The organism is Aliikangiella coralliicola (genome assembly GCF_007004725.1).
Classification (GTDB): Bacteria; Pseudomonadota; Gammaproteobacteria; order Enterobacterales; family Kangiellaceae; genus Aliikangiella; species Aliikangiella coralliicola.
This window is the reverse complement of record NZ_ML660162.1, coordinates 368,158-389,422: the sequence shown is the minus strand read 5'-3', so window position 1 is coordinate 389,422 and position 21,265 is coordinate 368,158. Positions and strand designations below refer to the sequence as shown.

The following is a 21,265-nucleotide window of genomic DNA, read 5'->3' as shown; positions in this document are numbered from 1 at the left end:
TTGGTTTAGGAGATAGATCGGATATTTGCAAGCTGGGCTAGCTTAAAGTGCCGCCCAACTTGCAAAACTACGAGAGATTAATTAACGCTAGTTCAAATACTACCAATTAATAGTTGGATAATTGAAAGTCCAAATTCCCATTGTTGCTTAACAAAGTCCAATCATCATAAATAGATTTGGGCTTTAAAAAGAGCCCCAGCGGATTAAGCAAGGCAATGCGGTTGCTGTTTAGTTTAAATTCCGTTACCGAGTCAGATATAAGAGCCCAACTATTCGACGTTAGCGAACCTTCTTTAATATAAAGTTTACCACTCGTCTGCAATGCAGCAATTCGATCTCTCTCAATGTCGAAATCGGCGATGTTTAACCCAAGTTCATGCCAGGTGCCATCCAGCTTTCCTTCAATTGCATAGAAAGTATTATGGTAACTCAGAACACCAACACGAACACCGTCTAACTGAAACTTGGCGACGTTTTCGGCATGACTGTGCCATGCTGCATCAAGGGCACCTTCTTTAATATGGAGTTTATTGTAGAAATCCAACACGGCGATACGATCATATGACAACTGGAATTCTTTAACCTCCCAGCTTACAGCCATCCATGGATTGCCCAAAGCCCCTTCAGTAACCCATAAATCATTTGCCGTGTTAAGGGCCGCAACACGTTCACGTTCTAGCTGAAAACTGGTCACACTCTGAGCCTGGCTGAACCAGGGAGCATTTAGCGCGCCTTCTTTAACATGCAGCGAACCGTCGTTGTTGAGAACCCCGATCCGATTACCTTCCAGTTGAAAAGAACGCACATCACCTGCCACATGAGTCCAGGTCATGCTGCCACTGCCCACATCGACCAGGGCATCTTCTGAAACATAAAGAGAATTTCCGATTTTTATCGCAACTCGTTTATTTTCGATTTGATAGGCATCTACATCTGAGTTGTTTCGGATCAACTTCCAGGCAGCATTAGCATCGCCTTCTTTAACAAAAAGATTTCCGGCACTATCCAGCGCACCAACTCGTGATGGTGTGGCTAAACCTCCCCTGAAACTATCTTTTTTGATAGTAATGTCCAAATCCGCGGGATCACTTAAATCATAGACATCGTGCTGACTAAGACTATGTTCAAAGTTTCCCAGCCCAAGTTCGTAATCTGCTTCATCACAAGTATTAAGCCACGCATGTTTGTAACTGCCGTGGTCCCTTCTGCCGGTGGCATCCCAGATTTTTGTTGATCCCTGTATTCGTCCATCGGTCGATGTAAATTTAATGGTGGCGCTCTCGCCTGGTGGAATGAAACATTTCTTTGTACTTGAGCCGGGCTGGCTGTCGCCCTGATTAAAATTACATCGCAACACATTTTGGGAATGATCATGCCAGATTCTGTAACCACCGGCGCTGGGATTAAATTCAACTTCATAAGGAGCATTACTATTGTTGTAGATATGGCGAATACAGGAAGCCGCCATAAGATCGCCTGCTGCTATCAGGCCCAGAAAAGCGAAGACAGCCCTGGCTCCTGATTTTTTGGCGGTCGTATGTTCAGATTTTTTTGGCATCTGAGCGCCAAAACGATTAACGATATTTTTAGTCAATGTCTTCATTTTTAATCTCCTACGTATTACGTGATTTGCTGTATCGAGTTGATGTTAAGAATTTGAATTGAACAGTCTGTCAATTCACGGTGAACATATTACGAAGGACAGAGACATAGAAAAATATGGCTCCCGGAAAAAGATATTTTCCATTTAGAGGGGAGTTTAATATTCTGATTTTGTTGATAGAAAACTTTGATAAGATCTGGTTCTTATTTGGTGGCTCCAATGAATTTGCAAATATTCGTGGGAATTTCAATACTCGGATTTAGCTGGAACGAAGAATAAAACGGCTAGATAAAAAAAAGCCCCAAAACATGTTTGAGGCTGATATTGAATCTAGCTTGGGGAAACCAGATCCAAATTCCCGCATATTAGGAGGGGTCGCGGGAAACGCATGTTGCGTCAGTTATTAAGACGCTCCACAGTTTAAATAGTTTCATCTACTATATGAGATAAATGTAAGGAATTGTTAAGTTCTGTAAGTGCTGCTTTTTAGTGGCTTTAGTTATTAAAAATTTGTGAGGAGTGATTGCTCAGAGTAACGCCCCAGATACAGCAGAACAAAAGGTATGCAGTGTTCTGGTGCCACTGCCAAGGTGCAATTATTGCGGCTTTGAGTCAGGTTTTAAAATTTGAAATCACATCTTCTAGCTTTGCCACATGTTCGGCGAGTTGTTGGCTAGCGGATATTGATTGTTCTACATTATTCTCCGTCACTGTGGAAATCTGGCTAATTGAGTTTAAGCTGCTATCAATTTGACTGGCGATTTGCTGTTGTTGTTGTGAGGCTTGTTCGGTTGCACTATTTTGCTGGCTTATTTCTTCAACGGCTTCGGTAATATGATCCAGCGCCTGATCCAGTTTCGCAGATTCTTCGACTGACCGGAGTGCTTTTTTATCGCTACGGGTCATTGCGTCGACAGCGTCGCTAACTCCCTGTTGCAGGCTTGTAATCGTCGTTTGAATTTCTTCGATTGATTCGTGCGTCCGTTTAGCTAGTGAGCGAACCTCATCTGCCACTACCGCAAATCCGCGGCCTTGCTCGCCGGCGCGTGCCGCTTCTATTGCCGCGTTAAGCGCTAACAAATTGGTTTGTTCTGCAATATTCTTAATCACATCCAGTACCTGGTTAATACTGTCGCTTTGTTGCGATAGCTTATTGGTGACATCGACCGACAGTTTGATTTCTGCGCCCAGCTCATTAGTGGCCTGACGCGCATCAGCTAACTGTTGTTTGCCCTGCTGGGTTTGCTGATTGGCGCGGTTTAAGGCTTCTACGACTTTATGGGTATTTTCAGAAACCGTCGCAACGGCATCCAGCAGTTCACTGATGGCGGCGGTAATCGATTGGGTATCCTGCAACTGAGTGTTAACTGCATCGCCGGTCTGATTAGCAAGTTGCTCTACATCATGGGATTGTTGTGCGACACCGTGGGCTGCTACCTGAACGGAATCAACCAGTTTATTCACTTTAATCGCCATCTTATTGAAAGCTTTGATTGCGTTAGATAACTCGTCTTTTGTTCTTACTGACGCCGAAACACGCGTATCACCGTCGGCCAGTTTTTGTGCGACGTTGGTGAGACTGTTGGTTGTCATCGAAATAGAAAAACTCATTCCAACAAACAGGTAAATTACAATTAATAAAACCGCCGAAACAATTAATGAAACCGTCATCATATTGACTGAATTGTCACTCAAACGTTGCTTAAGGCGCTTTGTTAATTCGCCGGAGAGGCGTTGACCTCCCAGGTAATAAGTATTGAGTTGTTGTTCAAAAAATGCGTCTAAATCAGCAGAATTCAGGGTGACTTCATCGGCTACCAAAAACTGATCTTCCAAAAATATCAATATCGCATCAATCACTTTTAACATTGAGTCGACATCTTCGGCGATCTGTTGTTGAAGCTGCTGGTCGAGCCCTTCACCAAAACTGGCAATATTCTTAATGAGAACATTACTACCAGCTAGCCGATCAGAAACAATACTCAAACTATCAAAAGTACCCGATGAGACTTCGCCTTCTCCAACGGCGTAAGCGGCGACACCATAACTTCGTGAAATCTGGCTTAATACGAGTAAACGTTTCTCGGCCAGTAAACGGGATATCATTACAGTATCTACCTGGGGATCGTTGGTCAGGCCTTTGAGGTTCGCTGTAGTAAAGTAAAGATTATTAAATTGAGTGAGCGCAGTTTCTAACAGGTCAAAGTGATCAACGGCGCTCCATTGGGGATTACCCAAAGTACTGGTTGTTTCTGATAGCCTGGCGTTGGACTTTGTTAACGCAGCCAGGAATGTTGTTAACTGATCATCGGTGAAATATTCTTCATTGGCCAGACTGGGAAGCTGCTGAATGAATTGCTGGAGCCTGGCGGTTTGCTCTGGTGGCACTGTTTGGCCTGAGCGCCAAGCCATATCGTGAATTAAAACCGATAATAGCTTTCTTTGTTGTAGGTCGATTTCGGAGAATATTTTTACGCCGCTTAGCTCAGCTCGGGTATGGCGGGACAGGTTATTGACTTCACTAAAGTAGTTAATTGCCAAGATTATCAGCGGTAACAGAAAGAGTAATACGATCAGAGTAAACTTGAGATTAAATCTCAATTTATTCATGAATAAGGTCGCTGGTAAGAAAAGTCGCCTAAACATATGAGTTAAAACGCAAATTTGCCATTATGAAATCATAACTAAACTATAGACTATGTCTGTTAAATTCTCGATTAGCTATAGTGACATCCGCCGTTTTTCTACTAGAAAGGCGTTAGTGACAAGATTGTTATTTAACTTTTGCGTGTCAGGTTTTTGGGGCGGCGTAAAGTTGACGGGCGTCCTGATAAAGTACCCAGGATGCAAGTACATACTTATCGTTAGATTTTGGAATACTGCCGCGATGAGTGTGCGTGAATCCGCATGGAGCCAGAATTAAACTACCTTGAGTTGGTTTAACTTGAGCCTGTTGATAAAAAAACTCGGTTTCGCCCCCGTCTTCAACGTCATTCAAATAGATCAGCCAAAGTAAAACTCGGTGCAACGAGCGCTGTTGGTTGTCGGTTGGGTGAGGGTAGTGTTCAGAGTGCCAATGATGATAGCCGCCTCGTCCTTTGGTATACCGTTGCAGGTTGACTTCATCCAGACGGTAGATTGTACGGACCAGATTTTCGAGTTGGGGTTCATCGAGCTTGGCCAGATCGTCATATTGGATGGTTCTCAATTCTTTGGTCTCTGGGTCGAGAATGCTCGGTGAAATGGCGCCGGTTAAGATAAAAGGGTACATCTTGGCATATTGCACGGTGGCTTTCAGAATTGTCTGACCAATGATATTACAGTCTTCTTCCCACTCAGGTAGATTGGATATATAGAGATCGAGGCTATCTTTTTTACTTTTGTCGACGCCGGCTCCGGTTCTTCCGTCGGTTTTGTGGGGGCTCTTCTTAAATTTTTTGATCAACTGTTGGCAGTATTCAGGGCTGAATGCCTGTTTGAATTCAACAATAAAATTTTGCATTAAATACTCCCACCAGCGCTGACATCGGTTCTAAATGAGTGAAATGGGAATTAATGATCGTTTTGAGCCTGCTTGAGACTCAATTTGAGGTTTTACTCGATCACCCGTTTGACCGCATATGTTATTTATTTTTATTCCGTTCGATTATCTTTTGCTTAATCAAATAATTCAAGGTGAAAATTACAGGGAATGAGACGGGGAGCGAGTTTTAAGCCTGGTTATTTTACAAGCGCTACCTCTAGCAACTAAAATGGGTCAGGTAGGTCTGAATGAATATCAATTTCAAAAAAGTCATCATTTGAAGAAGGATTTGTTTTATGCTCGCAATATTGGCAAAAATACTAAAAGTACTCAATTCTGAGCAATCCCCTGGACAACTCGCTATGGCAGTGTCGTTAGCAACGATTGTCGGTATCACGCCATTACTGTCCCTGCATAACTTGCTCATATTGCTTGTGGTTCTCTGGTTTCGTGTGAACCTGACTATATTTCTGGTTTTCTGGCCGCTAATGACCATTTTAGGTTTGGCTATCGCGCCGCTTGCTGAGCAGTTGGGGTTACAGATACTCCAGGCACCTGCATTGGTTCCTATGTGGGAGAGTTTTTATAACACGCTAATTGGTCGCTGGAGCAATTTTAATTATAGCGGTGTCATCGGTGCTTTACTCATTGCGATTGTTTTATCTGTTGTACTTTATCCAACTTCAAAATATCTGATTAATCAATATCGCGATAAATGGCTAGAAAAGTTTGAACAATATCATATTGTCAAAGTGCTTAAAGCATCTAAGCTTTGGCAGCTCTATCAAAGTTAAGAAACTTTTTTTGATTAAAAATTATTGGTAAAAAAATCAAGTAGAATTTCAGGATCGCAATTATGAAAATTATTCGTTGGTGGGGCGTTATTACTTTTTTTGTTTTGTTGCTTATTTTAACGCTGGTCTGGTATTTACTCGCCCCAGTTATTATTGCCGACAGTATTGAGGACTTAGGGTCGGAAGCATTAGGTGCGAAAGTTGAAGTCGACAGTGTTGATTTATCTCTTTTTCCGGTGGCGGTTTCGCTTAATCATTTGACTGCCGCAGATCCTGAACAACCGATGAAAAACCTTTTAGACACAGAGCAGATTAAATTTTCATTGGACGCCGGTGCGTTACTGTGGAAAAAACTGGTGATCGATGAACTGATATTAACAGGCGTTAAAACTGCAACCGACAGAGCCACCAGTGGGGCGTTGGAAGGTGGTCGAAAAACCGGTCAGGCGATTCAAAATGCGATTGAGATGGCATTGCCGGATATGGAACAGTTAGATATTAACTCGGTTGTGGATAATGCTGACTTAATTACTTTGAAACGAGTTGATGAATTTAAGCAAAGTCAGGCAAAAATAAAACAGGAGTGGGAAAAAGCACTCGACAAGAAAGCCTTTGCCGAGCGAACCGATGCCATTAAAAGCGAATATGAAAGGCTGTCTAAACGCGCTAAAGACAACAAACTGAACCTGATTAAAGATCGCAAGGATTGGAAGAAACTTAAAAAATCAATTGATGCAGAACGCAAGCAAATTGCTTCATTGTCGGACAAGATAAAACAGGATAAAAAGACCTTAGCCGAGCAATTAAAATCAGTGAAAAATGGACCTGGCGATGACTTGACTGCGGTGATGGATAAATTTGGTTTAGGTAGTGGCGTAGAAGGTTTGGTAGATAAATATCTTGGCCCTAAGTATACGCCGTGGGTAATGCGCGCTGTGGAGTTCGCAAAACAATTTAAGTCAGATGGCTCCTCTGGTGAAGAAGAAGTTGAACAAGCTGCGGTTCAAGTCGGTAAGAAAGTTTACTTTAAGGATGAACATACTTTTCCCGAATTGTTAATCAAGAAGATTAATCTTAGTGGCAGTGATCAGGGATGGGAGTTGGATGGAAAAGGATTTGATTTAGGCTACTTACCATGGTTAACCGGAAAACCTGCCAAGTTGAATATTCAGTTTGGCGGCAAGGGTGATGCAAAAGTCGATCTTTCCAGCGATTGGCCGTCTGCGGATAAAATGTCAACCGAGTTGAAATCTGTCGTAAGTAGTTGGCCGATTGAGTCGATGCAATTTATGGAAACCAAAGAAGGAAGCTGGGTGGTTAATTCCGGTGTTTTGTCGGCAAATGTTGTTGGTGAGCTGACCTTAGAAAAAATCGATCTAGAAGCCTCTTTCAGCATTCAGTCGCCGAAGTTGAGTGTTCCCGATGGTATTTCTGATTGGCAAAAATCTTTGGCAACTAGCGTTAATCAACAGGCAAAACTTGATTTTAAGCTAACCGCCAATGGAAGCATTACCGAGCCAAAAATTAGATTGGACTCCAGCATTGAAAAGCTATTTCAAAAAGCAATTGGTGAAAAGGTAAAGCAAAAAGCGCAAAAATTGACTGGAAAGGTAAAAGCGGCTATCGGTGAAAAAATAGGGGATATTTCTTCTTTGGATAACTTTACCAAAGATTTTGACGGTTGGGATTCGCAGATTGCGGACAAGGATGCGCTATTGAAAAATCTGTTGGGTAAGATTAAGTTCTAATAAGCCGAATAAAAGTAAAATATCTCCATTTTATGAGAATTGCGGCTTGAAATTTTGGCAATGCCTCTGCATAATACTTCGCTTGTACAAAAAGCAATCAAATGATTGCTTTTTGAGTGAAGGCTTTAGGATTTGTTGGTTTGGATGCTCGCTACTTTAACTGCGAGTGTTTGATGAGTCATCGAAGTCAAACACAAGCTAAGTTGTCTGTGTTGCCGTCAATTGTGAAGGGGTTTATCCAAACGAAAAATTGACTTTCTGTGGTTGATTTTACGGCAAAAGGAATTGTGAATCATTTCAAATTTTTTTGATTAAAAAAATTCACTAAACTATCAAGTTCTAATTTCTGACGCTGAGATGTTTTTTCTGTGTGAGCAACATTGATGATAAGCAAGTTAAATATTATGTTAATGGATAAAATTTTTGGGGATTATTGCTATGGTTAGGTGTTTATTAGCCGTTGTTTTTATTATGTTGTCGGGTTCGGTTTTCGCCAAACCAATTCCACTCTCTTATTTTGCAAAAGATGCTGAATTTGACAGTATCAAACTTTCTCCTGACGGAAAGCACTTTGCAGCCGCGGCGCCTTATCGCGATCAAACTGTTCTTGTGGTAATTGATCGAGAATCAATGAAGCCGGTTAATTTCTTTCGCTTCAAAAAAAATGAACATGTTGATGACTATTATTGGGCTAACAATGAAAGACTGGTATTTACCAGAGTGATAAAACGGGGCTGGGCTGAGCAGCCGAGTAGTTACGGCCAGATTTTCGCAGGAAATTTTGATGGCTCAAAAAAAGCGATTATTTTCGGTTACCAGGCAGGTACAGGGAAAGCGTCAAGAGTGAGCAGGCGTAAGGGGGCAGTGCGTGCCTTTGGTGAAATCCTTCATATGCTGCCTGATGATCCAGAGCACATCATTATTTCTTCCCAACATATGGACAATGACCAAGATGCCTCAAAGCGGATTGTTAAACTCAATATTTATACCTCTCGTAGACATTTGATCACTCGGACGCCTTTTGGGAATATGAGAGTTATTTTAAATGCTGAGGGTGTTCCTGTAACCGCTAACGGTCATGACAAAGATGGCCGCGAAAGATTGTTTTTTTTCCGCGATGGTAATTGGGATGAAGTTAGTCAAGATGAAGAACTCAACAATTATAACCCCGTGTCAGTTAGCAAAGATGGCCGCAAGTTGTATTTGAGTTCTTATCTTAATGGAAAAACTGAAGCTCTTTTTGAGTACGACTTTAAAACCAAGGCAATTGATAAAATATTTCATCATGAAACTGCCGATGTTTTTTCTCTAATCAGAGAGCCTGAAAACAATTCAGTTGTCGGTGTTGAAGTAATGCCAGGTCACGTCGAGTATCATTATTTAGACCGAACTAATGCTTTTGCAAAGACACATGCAAAATTGGTGAAGTCGTTTGCCGGTAAAAGTATCAAAATTACTTCGCGGACTCGAGATCAGAGTGAAATGATAGTGTTCGCGAATAGTGATAAGGATCCTGGTAATTACTTTATTTTTAATAATGAAAAAAAATCGGCTACATATTTGATAGGGACAAAGAGTTGGATAGATCCGGCAGTAATGGCAGAAAGAAAACCCATTCAATTTAAATCGAGAGATGGAAAGACAATTTACGGTTATTTGACGTTACCGATTAACCTGTCAAAAAAAGCGCCTCTAGTGACTTTTGTTCACGGAGGGCCATACGGAGTTCAAGACCGCTGGTGGTTTGATACTACGCCCCAGATGTTAGCCAATAATGGTTACGCCGTATTACAGGTAAACTACCGCGGCTCTGGGGGCTACGGAAAAGATTACGAAGAAATTGCTTATCGAAAACGTAGCAGTTTGATTCAACAAGATATTATCGATGGAACAAAATGGGCGCAGTCGCTGCCGCAAATACAGGACAACAAAGCCTGCATTATGGGATGGAGTTTTGGTGGCTACTCTGCGTTGATGTCACCATTAATTGAACCTGAATTATTCTCATGTAGTGTGGCGGCGGCAGGAGTATATGATGCAATAGAGCAAGAAGAAGAGGCCGACTATTCGGAAGTTGATTCTGTGGCAGCACAGGCAGCAAAGGTTTATGGTTCTGATGAACAACTGTTAAAAAAAGAGTCTCCGTTAACTTATATCGATAACCTGAAAATTCCCGTCTTTATCGTTCACGGTGGAGAGGACAAACGCGTTCCGCCAGAGCAGGCATATTTGTTAAAAGAAGCGATGGATGAAAGAAAAATGCCTTACGAGTGGATGTTTAAGGAAAAAGAAGGGCATGGGTTTTACAATGAAAAAAATCGTGAAGAGTTTTATCAACGGACGTTAGCTTTCTTAGATAAATATCTACGTTAAAATCACTTGGTTAAGGATAATCAGATATTTCCAGTTAGTACAGAGTAGTACTCCCTCCTTTTGCAAAGGAGGGCTGGGGAGGATTTGAGCAGTTGGGTCTTCCTCAATGCTCAAAAGCTCAAATTTCTCCTGATTTCTTTTTGATAAAGGTAAATGTTATTTAGCTTAGAACTTTCGGTACGAAGTTAAAGACACAATGTTTAGTTCTTAAAGATAATATTATCTATTTAGACTTGTGTTAGAAGATTGAAAATACTTTACCACATCTAATAAAAATTGCTGTCGTCGTTCTGCCTGTTCAAACTCATCCTCTTCAATGACCGGAAGCCCAGGTATTCTTTCAACAAGCGTTCTAGCAAATATGCCACGTCCATCAGATTTTAGTATGTGATTTTCTGTTTCTTTATGAAGATACTTAGTTGTCACTTTACTCAAGCCGCAACTTGGCGATTTGGTTTTAAATATATAGCCACTAATCGACGTTAGCCAGGATTGATTTTGGTCGTAACATTGCGCCAATTGATCGGTATAATCAATTTGATTAGTTAGCTCATCAAGGCATCGCGTCTCTTGATTGAAGTTAACAAGCTGAATTTTTGGGCGAGGAACACCAAGGCCGATTTCCACTTCCGGGCAAAAGCCGATTAGCTCAAATTCTTTGTTTAACGTGTCGACGATTAAGCGGTCGTATTTATGGCCACCGTCGTAACGAACATTGTTACCCAGCAAACAGCTGCTAATACCAATGGGAATTTTATTGATGGACTTTTCCATTAATTAAATTTCGGGGTCACTGCAATGATCTCTGCTTACTTATTCTGTTAATGTCGCAACAAGTTGTAGTGCATAATTTTTGACGTCCTCCAATATTTGGCGGTCGTTGTCATAGTCTTGTTGCAGGAATTCTAGTGATTTCATTAAATCGTTAAATTGCAATGTGGAGCCAGATGACTCATCAAGAAGGTTTTCTTGTTTGAGCTTTCGCCACTTATCTTGTTCTGCTTCCGATAAAGTGTCTGGCGCATTGCGTGCACGATAGCGGAACAACATTTCAGGTAAGCGTTTATCATCAAAATTAAATTCACTGTTGGCCAGGGCATCCCAATCGCTCGCTCGAATTTTGTCCATTTTGTTCCGATCTGATGGCTTGAAAAAGCCGCCAGAATAAAGTGCAAAATCAGGGTTGGTTATTGGCTCAAACTGGTTTTCCTGGTATGCCGTTAATAACTTACCTTTGATTTCTTGTAACTGAGGTTTTAATGATTCAGCAACTTTCAAACAATCTGCGACGTTGATACCAAGTCTGTCTTGTACCTTTTGACTTAACACGTTTAAAGGAGCGACGGCGGGGCACTTATTGTAGTGAACTTCCTTGATGGGTAGTCGATTAACCCCCTCGGGTAAATCATCTTGTCGAGTGAAAATTCGTTGTTTAATTGTGTCAGCGTCAATGGACGACAAATCATCTATCGGTTTGGTTAAGTCGAGGCAAATCGCACTGTTTTTATTAGTAGGGTGCGCTACCAGCGGCAGCATCACTGCGCAATATTGATGTTGTGGCCCTAACATCGCTGAGCAGTGAACAAAAGGTTGATGGGTGATCAGGTCAATTTTTGCCGCTACCTGTCTTTTGTCTCTTAGTTTAAATAGATAGTCGAATAGTTTGGGCTGGCACTCTTTAACCAGCTTTGCCATGGCAATTGTCGCATAGACATCGGCTAAAGCATCGTGTGCATTTTCGTGTTCAACATTGTTGGCGACAGAAAGTTGTTCAAGACGAAAGCTGGGATTACCGTCTTCGTTTTTGACCCAATTAATTCCCTCCGGTCTTAACGCGTGAGTCATTCGCAACATATCAATAATATCCCAGCGAGAGTTGCCGTTTTGCCATTCCCGAGTGTAAGCATCGAAGAAGTTACGGTACAGGCCAAAACGAACGACCTCGTCGTCAAATCGAATGCTGTTATAACCAACGGCACATGTTCCGGGGGTCGAAAGCTCAAGGTGAATCTGCCTGAAAAAGTCGCGTTCGCAAATTCCTTTTTCAAGCGCTAGCTGAGGAGTAATGCCGGTGATAAGACAGGCTTCCGGGTGGGGCAGGAAATCATCAGCCGGTTTGCAAAACAGGTTGAGCGGTTCGTCAATAATATTGAAATCCATATCGGTGCGAATACCGGCAAATTGGGCCGGGCGATCACGGGCTGGATTAGCACCAAAAGTTTCAAAGTCGAACCAGTAAAAAGTTTCCATATTATGATTTCCGCTGCGCTATTCGCCTGAGTGATCGACTGCTTATTTGTGCCGATATTGAAATATTAAGATTAGCTTGGGCAAATAGTAACCTTTTGTTCATCCAGCTTCCACTCATCTCCTTGTTTAACGTATGTGGCGTAAGCCGTGGCGCAGCCTGGGGTCATTCGTCTGTCTTGATTTCCGGGGACAATGCAAAGCCCAATATAATTGTTTTGGGCTTCAAACCAAAGTGTTTGATGTGTGGGGAGAACCGCAAACTTTTGCTTGCTGATTAAATTATCTGGATCTGTACTCGGCTCGTTAACCGGGTGCCAGGTGGGTTTTTCAAAGGCGGGACAAAGCTTTTGCTGATTTGCCTGTTTTAATAATGAAGTGTCTCTAGCACAACTTGTAACAAGTAAGAGGCTTAACAATGCCAAATACCGCATGATGTATGGCTACCTTATGAATATGAATTTTTGCAGACTACCTTTTTTCTAAAGTGAAAACCAGTCATCCCGTGGAGATAAATGTAAGTAATCAATAATATTGATTCAATATTGAATTTTTGAGACACAATGATACAAATTGCGTCTCAACTTTAAAGTTTGAACAACCGGTAACCAGGCTCTGGCTACCGAATGCTAATGTTATTCAACTATGGTGTTAGTTGATCCTTCGGTGTTGTTCAAAATTACGGTGTTTCAAAGTACAAGGGTTTCCTGGTTTTGGGATGATTGCCAATCTCATTCATGGTTTTACTCTCATAGAGTCGCCCGTTAATCATTACCATAAACACATTGTCAGTTGAGTAAATATCTTCGAGTGGATCTTTGTCCAGAACAACAATATCCGCCAGTTTGCCGATTTCGAGAGAGCCCAGATGTTGCTCCATACCCAGGTATTTTGCACCGTCAATGGTAGCGGCGCGAATCACTTCCAACGGTGTCATGCCACCTTGAGCGAACATCCACATTTCCCAGTGAGAGCCTAAACCTTCTCGTTGGCCATGGGCACCCAGCTGAACCTTTACTCCCAAATCTTGTAATTCGGCAGCAACTGTCGCAATTTTCTTGTGGTTGTAATCTTCATCCGGCGCCATTGGACGGCGTATGGAGCGGGGATAAAGCACTGATTTGGGAACATATTTTGATAGTAAAGGATGCTTCCAGACTTCACTTTGCTGATACCAGTAATGTTCTCCCCAGATTCCACCGTACGCAACAGTTAATGTCGGTGTATAGCCTGTTTCACTTTGTGACCAAAGCTGCTTAACATCATCATAGACGGCTGCCGGTGGAATTGAATGCTCAATGCCGGTGTGGCCGTCGACTATCATCGTGAGATTGTGTTGAAAAGTCGATCCACCTTCGGGCATCACCATCATACCGGTTTGTCGAGCGGCTTCGAGTACCTGCTGACGTTGATCGCGGCGAGGCTGATTATAACTTTTAACAGAAAAAGCACCCTGCGATTGCAATCGTTTCAGATGGCCCGTGGCGTCATCCAGGCTATCGATTTCCGCGGTAATAGAAGCTTCTGCACCGTACAAAATAGTGCCGGTAGAGAAGATGCGCGGCGCAACAATTTTACCGGCTGAGGCGAGTTCTGCCGCAGAGAAAATTTCTGCTGTGTTGTTCGACGGATCGTGAATGGTTGTCACGCCAAATGCCAGGGTGGCTAGGTTATACCAGTTTTGTTGAGGGGTTAATTGGTTGCGACCCTGACGGCCGTGCCAGTGGACATCAACAATTCCCGGAATGATCGTTTTGCCGCGTACATCGATTCGTTTGGCGTTATCAGGTACAGACAGACTATCTTTAGGGCCGATGGCTTTAATTCGGTTACCGCTGATCAAAATGTCGCCTTGCTCGATAACTTGTTCGCCCTTCATGGTAATAATTTTGGCACCGCTCAATAGCGTAGTTCCGCGAGGCTGATCGCTAGTGATTTGCATCCCTAGTGAAGTCATTTTGTGTTGCAGATCTGTATCTTCCTTCCAGGTTTTTACTGGTGGGATCGCTAGTTGAAAAAGTTGGTTCCCAAGTGACCAGTTAAGCGTGAGCTTTTGCTTACTCCATGATAAATATTGCCCACCGTCGGTGCTGACGTTTAATACCGGTAAGTTATCGCCTTTTGGATTTAGCTGTATCGATTTTGCAGCAAAGGTAAACGGAGTCACGTAAAGTTGGTAACGCTCGCGAAATGCCAGGTAATCTTCATTGGGCGATAGACTAAATTCAGTGGCGAATTTAGCAGAGGCATGGGTAATTTCGTCTTTTCCATTGAGGTCAACACTCACGAGATTGGATTTTTTGTCGAAATAACGGCTGAAATAAATGCGCTGGTTATTTCTAGCGAAAAACGGGTCGCCGCCGTTTTCACTGATAAGAACGGATTGGTTACCCTTTTGATCCATTCGGTAGATACCGGTTGCTAAATCGTATTCGGGTGAGGTGATCAGTCCGCCGGAAGATTTTTCATAGACCACCTGCTCTCCATCCGGTGAAAACCTGGGCGCAAGGTATTTTCCTGGTGTTTTTGTCAGTTGTGTCGCTTTGCCGCCGCGAGCACGGACTTTTTTTACCGCGCCCTGACGTTGATCGTTCCAGGTCGTAAACACGACCCAGTCACCGTCAGCGGAAAATGATGGATAGAATTCGAATTCATTTTTCGACCGGGTCAAACGCTTGGGTTTTCCTTTTGGCAGTTTTTGAGTGTACAGCTGGCCCAATGCTTGGAAAATAACCTGGTCCCCATCTGGGCTTACCTGAACCCAGCGTAGCATTTGCGTGTCAAACTTCTCCGGCGCAGGATCGACTTTAAATTTAACCGCTTTGCGCATTGATTTGGTGGTTTTTACATGAAAAGGGATCACTTCGGCCACTTGAGTGGTTCGATTTAAGTTCATGATTTTCCCGCCGGCCCAGAAGATCAGATTTTCGCTGTCAGGGGTCCAGGCGAGAGTCGGATAGACGCCATGAATTGCCCAGGTTTCTTGCATATCTCGATCAAGCTTCTGATACACGGGAAACTCTTTACCACTGGTCAAGTCTTTGAGGAATATACTTGATTGATTGCGAATTCGCCGAACGAAGGCTAGATAGCGTCCGTCAGGAGAAGGGGTTGGTCTGACACTGCCGCCAAATCCAGACACCTCTTTGCGAATTTCTCCATCCATTCGATTGATCGAAAAAATTTCATAAATGACTTTATTTGAGTCTTTGCTGTATTCGAATATTTTTCCTGGCGTTGAGTCTCGAGAAAAAAATACTCGTTCACCCGAGGCTGAAAAAGCGGGTTCACCCAGGTCTTTTTGATCATTCGGACGTTTATTCAGTTGTAATCCTTTTCCACCACTGGTGTGATAAAGCCAGATTTCTCCCGCGCCTAATGAACGCCTCGATGTAAAATGTTTACGCGCCGCGATATAGTTTCCATCAGGGCTCCAGGTGGGGCTATTCAGTAACCGAAAAGGTTCTTTGGTAACTTGCCGGGCATTAGTGCCATCAACATCCATCACCCAGATATTGTCACCGCCCCCGGCATCTGAAGTGAAAGCGAGTTGTTTTCCATCTGGGCTGAATTGTGGTTGCATTTCCCACGCGATAGAGTGGGTGAGTGGTTTAGCTTCGCCACCCGTTATCGGCAAACTGTAAAGATCGCCTAATAGATCAAATACTATCGATTTTCCATCAGGGCTAACAGTCAGATTCATCCAGGTGCCCTCAGTGACATCAATGTTTGCCTGATAACTTTCTCCTGGCGGATTATTCACGTCCCATTTGGGTGGGGTTGAGTTGGCTTTTGGATCTGCCGCTTCATTTTCGGCACTTATTGTTGTCTGAGATAGAAAGCCGAAAAATAGCGCTGCTAACAGGCGTTTCATAGGGCGTTGCTCCCGAAATTAAAGGATTATTAATATCATTGTTTAAAGACTTTACTTGTTTTGGATAAGGAATTCTAATTTTAGTTGGCCTTATTAAGTCAGGGCGGTGTCAATTAGTTATGCTTTTTTACAAGTGGATACCGCTGGGGCATAAAAATGGTTCACTAATCCTATCAACGTAAAAATTTGTGGCGCGTAAAATTTCCCATTCTGGTGGTTTGTGCTATGTTTAATTGTGTACTAACTTACTGATTATAAAAATATAAACAGGGTTTTGTCGCCGCTAGCGCCTAATGTCGTCTGAATAAAAATTAAGTAGTAATGAATTCACTATGATTGCATGTGCTTAGTTTTCCAGATCTCAATAAGAACCAAGATTGATTGCGCGGTAATAAGCTGTGCTTTTACCGGCTTTGTATCTTGCAGTAAAACTAAAATGAGTAAGGTCTTTTTTTCGATTTATGTCTGAGCCTCAATCAAAACTAAAAAACAGTGATTTTTTTCTGCCGGATTTTTGCCAGGTTCAGTCAGTTTTTCTGGTGTTGTTAGCTGGAGAATTGCTCGCTGTTCTATTTACGTTTCTGAATGCACAACCGCAATCATCATTGTGGAATCTGTTAGGTCTATATTCTATTTCTATCCAGATTGTCAGCTTGTTCAGCGTAGCCTGTTTATGTTTGTTAAGACCTTACATGACAAATTATAGTGACTGGATTTCCGGCATACTGAGCCTTTTAGTTGTGCTTGTCACCACGCTAATTTTTAGTCTTTCTGTGATTCGTTGGTATTGGTTACAGCCAATTGACTTAGGTCAGCAAGCACAAAGCCACATGGTCATACGGAATCTTTTTATCGCGGGATTAATCGGTTCAGTCGTCCTGCGCTATTTTTATTTATTGCAGCAATATCGTCAACAAGTCTCGTTAGAGGCATCGGCAAGACTGCAAGCGCTTCAGGCAAGAATTCGACCGCACTTTTTATTTAACAGCATGAATGTTATTGCGAGCCTGACTCGGGTTGATCCGGCAAAAGCGGAATCAGCAATAGAAGATTTGAGTGATTTGTTTCGTGCGACCCTGGAAAACAAGCAAGAACTTATTCCTTTTGCGAAAGAACTTGAGAATACTGAGCGCTATTTATCAATAGAAAAACTTCGTTTGGGTTATCGTCTATTGATAGAAAAAGATATTCAAAGGGAAGCTCTTGAGATTATGGTACCCCCGCTATCGATGCAACCCCTGCTTGAAAACGCGGTTTACCATGGTATTCAAAACTTACCTGATGGTGGCATTGTCAAGTTAAGTGCAGTTGTCTCTAACAAAGAATTAGTCATAGAAGTTACTAATCCGGTTGGAGGAGAGCGAGCTAGCGGTGGTCATGGCATGGCGCTCAGAAATATCACCCAGAGACTTGAAGTGATTTATAATGGTAAAGCGCAGCTTGCCAGGTCTTCAGAAAATAATCTGTACCGGGTCAGTATGCGAATACCGGTAAAAAAGCCCGACTTTTAAATTCGGGAAAAGGAAAGTGATATGAAAGTTTTAGTCGTAGACGATGAGCCTTTAGCACAGCAGAGGTTACAGCATTTACTAACCGGAATGTCAGACGTTGATGAAGTGCTTGTTGCGAATAACGGTTTACAGGCGATTGATAGCTGCCAGCTCAATAAACCAGAAGTCGTTTTGTTAGATATTCGAATGCCGGGGATGGATGGGCTGGAAGCGGCACGACACATTTCAGCGATGGAAAAAGTACCTGCGATTATTTTTATTACCGCCTATGACGAATATGCACTGGATGCATTTAAAGTACATGCGGTGGACTATTTACTGAAGCCGGTGCGAGAGGAAAAGCTTAAAGCGTCATTGTTACATGCCTGTCAACTTAATCGCGCGCAGTTAAGTGCCATTAGTGCGCAACCGAATTGCCGCAGTAATATCACGGCGAAAATTAGCGGTAATATTAAGTTGATCCCAGTTTCAGATATTCTTTTTTTTCAGGCAGAGCAAAAGTACGTTACCGTAAAATATCACGATGGCGAAACCATCATTGAAGATACGCTAAAAGATTTACAGGTAGAGTTTCAAGAGTTGTTTATTCGCATTCATCGCAATGCATTAGTGGCGAAACAGTACGTTACCGGCATTCACAAAGATAACGAAGGACGATCATTTGTGACCTTAAAAGATAGTGACAAATCATTGGAAATTAGCCGGCGTCATTTATCATCGGTGAAGAAACTCATTACCAGCTTATGAAAACCTGAACGAATGGTTGAGCGTTCAGGTTAACCAGAGAACAGTCATCGACAGATCTGTATTTGACGGCGATAGCCTAATTTTCCAACTTCTGAAATTTGGGCAATAATTCTGCGCTCACCAGGTCGTCGCTTCCTTGTGGTAAAGAGATCATCATGGCTTTTTTACCCGGTGCTGAAGCAAATTCTAAACCTTGCTGGAAACAGTTGATTGCGTGTTCTTCGTCGTCCAGGTGTTGTAAAGTTTTCGCCATCATCAGGTAAGTTTCTGCGGAAGGTTTTAACCGCAGTGCTTGCTCGAGAAATTGACGCGCTTTTCCCCAAAGTTGGCTGTTGTAAGCCAGTTTCCCTAAGGTTAAAAAAACTTCGCGCGGCGCATTAGGATTGGTTTGTTGCCAGCTTTCTACAAAGCTTAATTGTTTGGTTGGATTATCCGTTTTGATATTGCCGTACAAAGCCAGAATTTCAGCATCAACCTGTTTCTTGATCATGGGCCTTAGTAGCGTTTCGGCTTCGTCCATTTGATCGAATTCAATTAACAACTTGGTATAGCAAACGACGAGTGCTTTTAGTTTTCTCTGCGCTGACGGAAGTTTTTGCCAGGTATCGCGGAGTGATTCTATCTTGCCTTGATTGGCCTGCTTTTTTAATAGGCCGGTAACACAGTTTTCCTCGATAGACTGTAGTTCCTGTGCTTCAAAAACCTGGTTTTTCTTTAACGCCGGTAAAATTTCATAGAGTTGCTCCCAGTCTTGCAGCGTGTTAAACAATCGACAAAGCAGTTTTAACACATAGGGGTGCGACGGATTATCGATTTTAATTTTGTTTAAACTGGCCAGTGCTTGTTCATATTGCCCATGTTTCAATTGCAATTGTGCCTGGGTTAATCCAATGGCTACTTTGGCCGCCGGTTCGGCCTGGTGAGCTAACCTGAGATAGGCATCACGTCGCACTTCGGCATTTTGCTGTTGCGCCGCCTGGGCAGCAATTAAGTAGTTTATTAATTTGGTATCTGAAGTTTTCGCGGCGTTTACCATGGCGTCTTCAGACGCTTTCCAGCGCCCTTCGGTAAATGCGAGCATGCCTTCGATGGTTCGTTTGCGGGAACGACGCCAGCGCCGACCGCCGCGCCAACTGCTCACTTTGTTTGCGCCGGCGACCAGTGAACGAAAAAACAGGCCGATTAAAAACAAAGCACTGATTAAAGCCAGCAGTAAACACACCGCAATCCACAAGCGCATTTCATAACTGGTTTTGTCATAGGCAATGATTACAAAGCCGGGCAAATTCTTTATCCAGGAACCTGCCAATGCGCCGACGGTTAGCGCGATGATTAAACTGATTTTCCATTTCATGGTTGACTCTCCGTTTCCGGTGAATCCGGCTGTGAAGTGTCAGGTTGGATAATATCGGGTTGAGAAAGGCTTGTGTCAGGCGCTTCTAACCACTGATAAAGCCGTTGTTGGTTAATTGCCTGAATGGCTTTTTTTGCCGTTAATTCTGCCGGTAAATCAATGTTCACGTTTACCTGTTGTAAGAATGCCAGGTTTTCTTCCACTGCGGCCGAGGTTTCATTTTGAATAAAAAAGTCGTCAATCCATTTGGAGGCGTCGGCCAGACTATTCTGGTACAGCTGTTGCTCTCCTCGAATTAATGCAATTTGGGCTTGCTGCAGTGATAGCTGAATATTGGCATTCAGGTTAGCTCTTTGTTCTGGCGTCATTAAGGGTTTTACTGGTTCGCTATGATCTTTGATGGTGACAAAATCATCAAGAAAATCTCTATAGACTTGACTCCATTCGAAAGTCTCTGGTTCGCTCTCTTCCGGCTGTTCTTGCTTTACCTCCGGTTGAAATTCGAGTGCTTTTAGATCCAGCGCCGGGATCTGGTTTGCAACTGCTTTCAGTTGACTGGAAATACCGCCAACATCAGGTGCGACGATTAATTGTAAATTGGCGATATCTTGTGCGATGGCCTGGCGTAGTTCAATCAGACTATTATCTGCAGTTGCCAGCACTCTATTATCTGCCGTTTTCAGTAAGCCAATAGCGGTTGTTTTGTCCTTTTCAAGGCTTATTTTAAATTGCGCTAATTTAATCAGGTATTCAGCTTCAGCTAGCAGCCAATCTTGTTTTTGCCGCCCGGAAAGTTCTCTGACTCTTTGTTGGGTGGCGGTGAGCGCTTGTCGAAGCTGTTGAACCAATTGGGTTTGTTGGTTGATTATTCGCTGATTAGAATCTGCCGTCTGTAAGCTTGTTTGTGCGGTTTGTTGAGTCGTTCTACCCAGTTCAGCTTGCTGCGATGCTTGTTGCTGTAATTGGTTTTGCAATTCTTGCCAGCTTTGCTTCATTTGGTATTGGCTGTACCCTGACCAACCGACACCGCCAAGGGCGAGGATGATCAGAATGATACTGATTATCAGGAGCGGCGTTTTGGTATTACGTGCGCGACGAGTTGTGGACAATTTAGGCGCTTTTTTCTGCGTGAATAAATCGGCTTGTGGAGTGTTTGACTTGCTTTCGGTCAGATTGTCTGCGATATAGTTTTGGGTTTCTGACGGTGCCTCCTCGTTGAGAGTTTTTTGAGCTTCAGTTGTTTTTTCGGTTTCAGCTGATTGAGGCGATTCGGAGGAATGGGGAGTTTTTGATAGATCTGCTTGAGCAGATGCATCGATTTTGGTTATCTCTGGCGATTTTTCTTCGCTAGCGTTCGACTGTCGATCTTTCTCGACTTTTTTGCCTCCTTGTTTATCTTTGGGTTGCCGAGTTGAAGTGCCAGATTTTTTTCCTGGTTTCGCGCCGCTTTCCGCAGAACTATCTTGATTGCCCTTGTTCTCGTCGCTCATA

General features: G+C 42.9%; 14 protein-coding genes. 5 read left to right on the top strand and 9 right to left on the bottom strand.

Annotated features, from left to right (window positions below):
* Positions 1-106: 106 nt before the first annotated feature.
* The 3 genes from FLL46_RS07810 to FLL46_RS07800 form a co-directional block, all read right to left on the bottom strand.
* Positions 107-1,603 carry a hypothetical protein gene (locus FLL46_RS07810; RefSeq protein WP_142892928.1) on the bottom strand — a complete coding sequence of 499 codons (1,497 nt, stop codon included), beginning with the start codon at positions 1,601-1,603 and terminating at the stop codon, positions 107-109.
* A 612-nt stretch (positions 1,604-2,215) separates the two neighbouring features.
* A complete protein-coding gene (locus FLL46_RS07805; protein ID WP_168204088.1) occupies positions 2,216-4,213 on the bottom strand; it encodes a methyl-accepting chemotaxis protein in 1,998 nt (665 codons plus the stop codon).
* Between the two features lie 181 nt (positions 4,214-4,394).
* Positions 4,395-5,105, bottom strand: a complete 711-nt coding sequence (locus FLL46_RS07800) for a 2OG-Fe(II) oxygenase (protein ID WP_142892926.1) — start codon at positions 5,103-5,105, stop codon at positions 4,395-4,397.
* A gap of 317 nt (positions 5,106-5,422) precedes the next feature.
* Between FLL46_RS07800 and FLL46_RS07795 the strand changes: the two genes are divergently transcribed.
* From FLL46_RS07795 to FLL46_RS07785, 3 genes are all read left to right on the top strand, one after another.
* Positions 5,423-5,920 carry a TIGR03546 family protein gene (locus FLL46_RS07795; protein ID WP_142892925.1) on the top strand — a complete coding sequence of 166 codons (498 nt, stop codon included), beginning with the start codon at positions 5,423-5,425 and terminating at the stop codon, positions 5,918-5,920.
* 62 nt (positions 5,921-5,982) lie between these two features.
* Positions 5,983-7,668 carry a TIGR03545 family protein gene (locus tag FLL46_RS07790; RefSeq protein WP_142892924.1) on the top strand — a complete coding sequence of 562 codons (1,686 nt, stop codon included), beginning with the start codon at positions 5,983-5,985 and terminating at the stop codon, positions 7,666-7,668.
* Between the two features lie 438 nt (positions 7,669-8,106).
* Positions 8,107-10,041, top strand: coding sequence for an alpha/beta hydrolase family protein (locus tag FLL46_RS07785; RefSeq protein WP_142892923.1), 1,935 nt, complete (start codon positions 8,107-8,109; stop codon positions 10,039-10,041).
* A gap of 219 nt (positions 10,042-10,260) precedes the next feature.
* Here the strand turns inward: FLL46_RS07785 and FLL46_RS07780 are convergent, their stop codons facing one another.
* The 4 genes from FLL46_RS07780 to FLL46_RS07765 form a co-directional block, all read right to left on the bottom strand.
* Entirely contained in the window at positions 10,261-10,815 is a 555-nt protein-coding gene (locus tag FLL46_RS07780) for a 2-thiouracil desulfurase family protein (RefSeq protein ID WP_142892922.1), read from the bottom strand.
* Positions 10,816-10,854: 39 nt separating this feature from the next.
* Entirely contained in the window at positions 10,855-12,291 is a 1,437-nt protein-coding gene (sbcB, locus tag FLL46_RS07775) for an exodeoxyribonuclease I (protein ID WP_142892921.1), read from the bottom strand.
* A gap of 71 nt (positions 12,292-12,362) precedes the next feature.
* Positions 12,363-12,722: a hypothetical protein gene (locus FLL46_RS07770; RefSeq protein WP_142892920.1), complete on the bottom strand. Its 360-nt coding sequence runs from the start codon at positions 12,720-12,722 to the stop codon at positions 12,363-12,365.
* Positions 12,723-12,967: 245 nt separating this feature from the next.
* Positions 12,968-16,162, bottom strand: coding sequence for an amidohydrolase family protein (locus FLL46_RS07765; RefSeq protein ID WP_142892919.1), 3,195 nt, complete (start codon positions 16,160-16,162; stop codon positions 12,968-12,970).
* Between the two features lie 461 nt (positions 16,163-16,623).
* Here FLL46_RS07765 and FLL46_RS07760 point away from each other — a divergent pair, with 461 nt between their 5' ends.
* Together FLL46_RS07760 and FLL46_RS07755 are read left to right on the top strand one after the other, a co-directional pair.
* Entirely contained in the window at positions 16,624-17,673 is a 1,050-nt protein-coding gene (locus tag FLL46_RS07760) for a sensor histidine kinase (protein ID WP_142892918.1), read from the top strand.
* A 21-nt stretch (positions 17,674-17,694) separates the two neighbouring features.
* Complete coding sequence (locus FLL46_RS07755) at positions 17,695-18,420, top strand: LytR/AlgR family response regulator transcription factor (protein ID WP_142892917.1); 726 nt, start codon at positions 17,695-17,697, stop codon at positions 18,418-18,420.
* A gap of 76 nt (positions 18,421-18,496) precedes the next feature.
* Here the strand turns inward: FLL46_RS07755 and FLL46_RS07750 are convergent, their stop codons facing one another.
* Positions 18,497-19,774: a heme biosynthesis protein HemY gene (locus tag FLL46_RS07750; protein ID WP_142892916.1), complete on the bottom strand. Its 1,278-nt coding sequence runs from the start codon at positions 19,772-19,774 to the stop codon at positions 18,497-18,499.
* Positions 19,771-21,264 (bottom strand): uroporphyrinogen-III C-methyltransferase, encoded by a 1,494-nt coding sequence (locus tag FLL46_RS07745; RefSeq protein WP_142892915.1) that lies wholly within the window; start codon positions 21,262-21,264, stop codon positions 19,771-19,773. The genes FLL46_RS07750 and FLL46_RS07745 overlap by 4 nt, the downstream gene beginning before the upstream one ends.
* Position 21,265 lies beyond the last annotated feature (1 nt).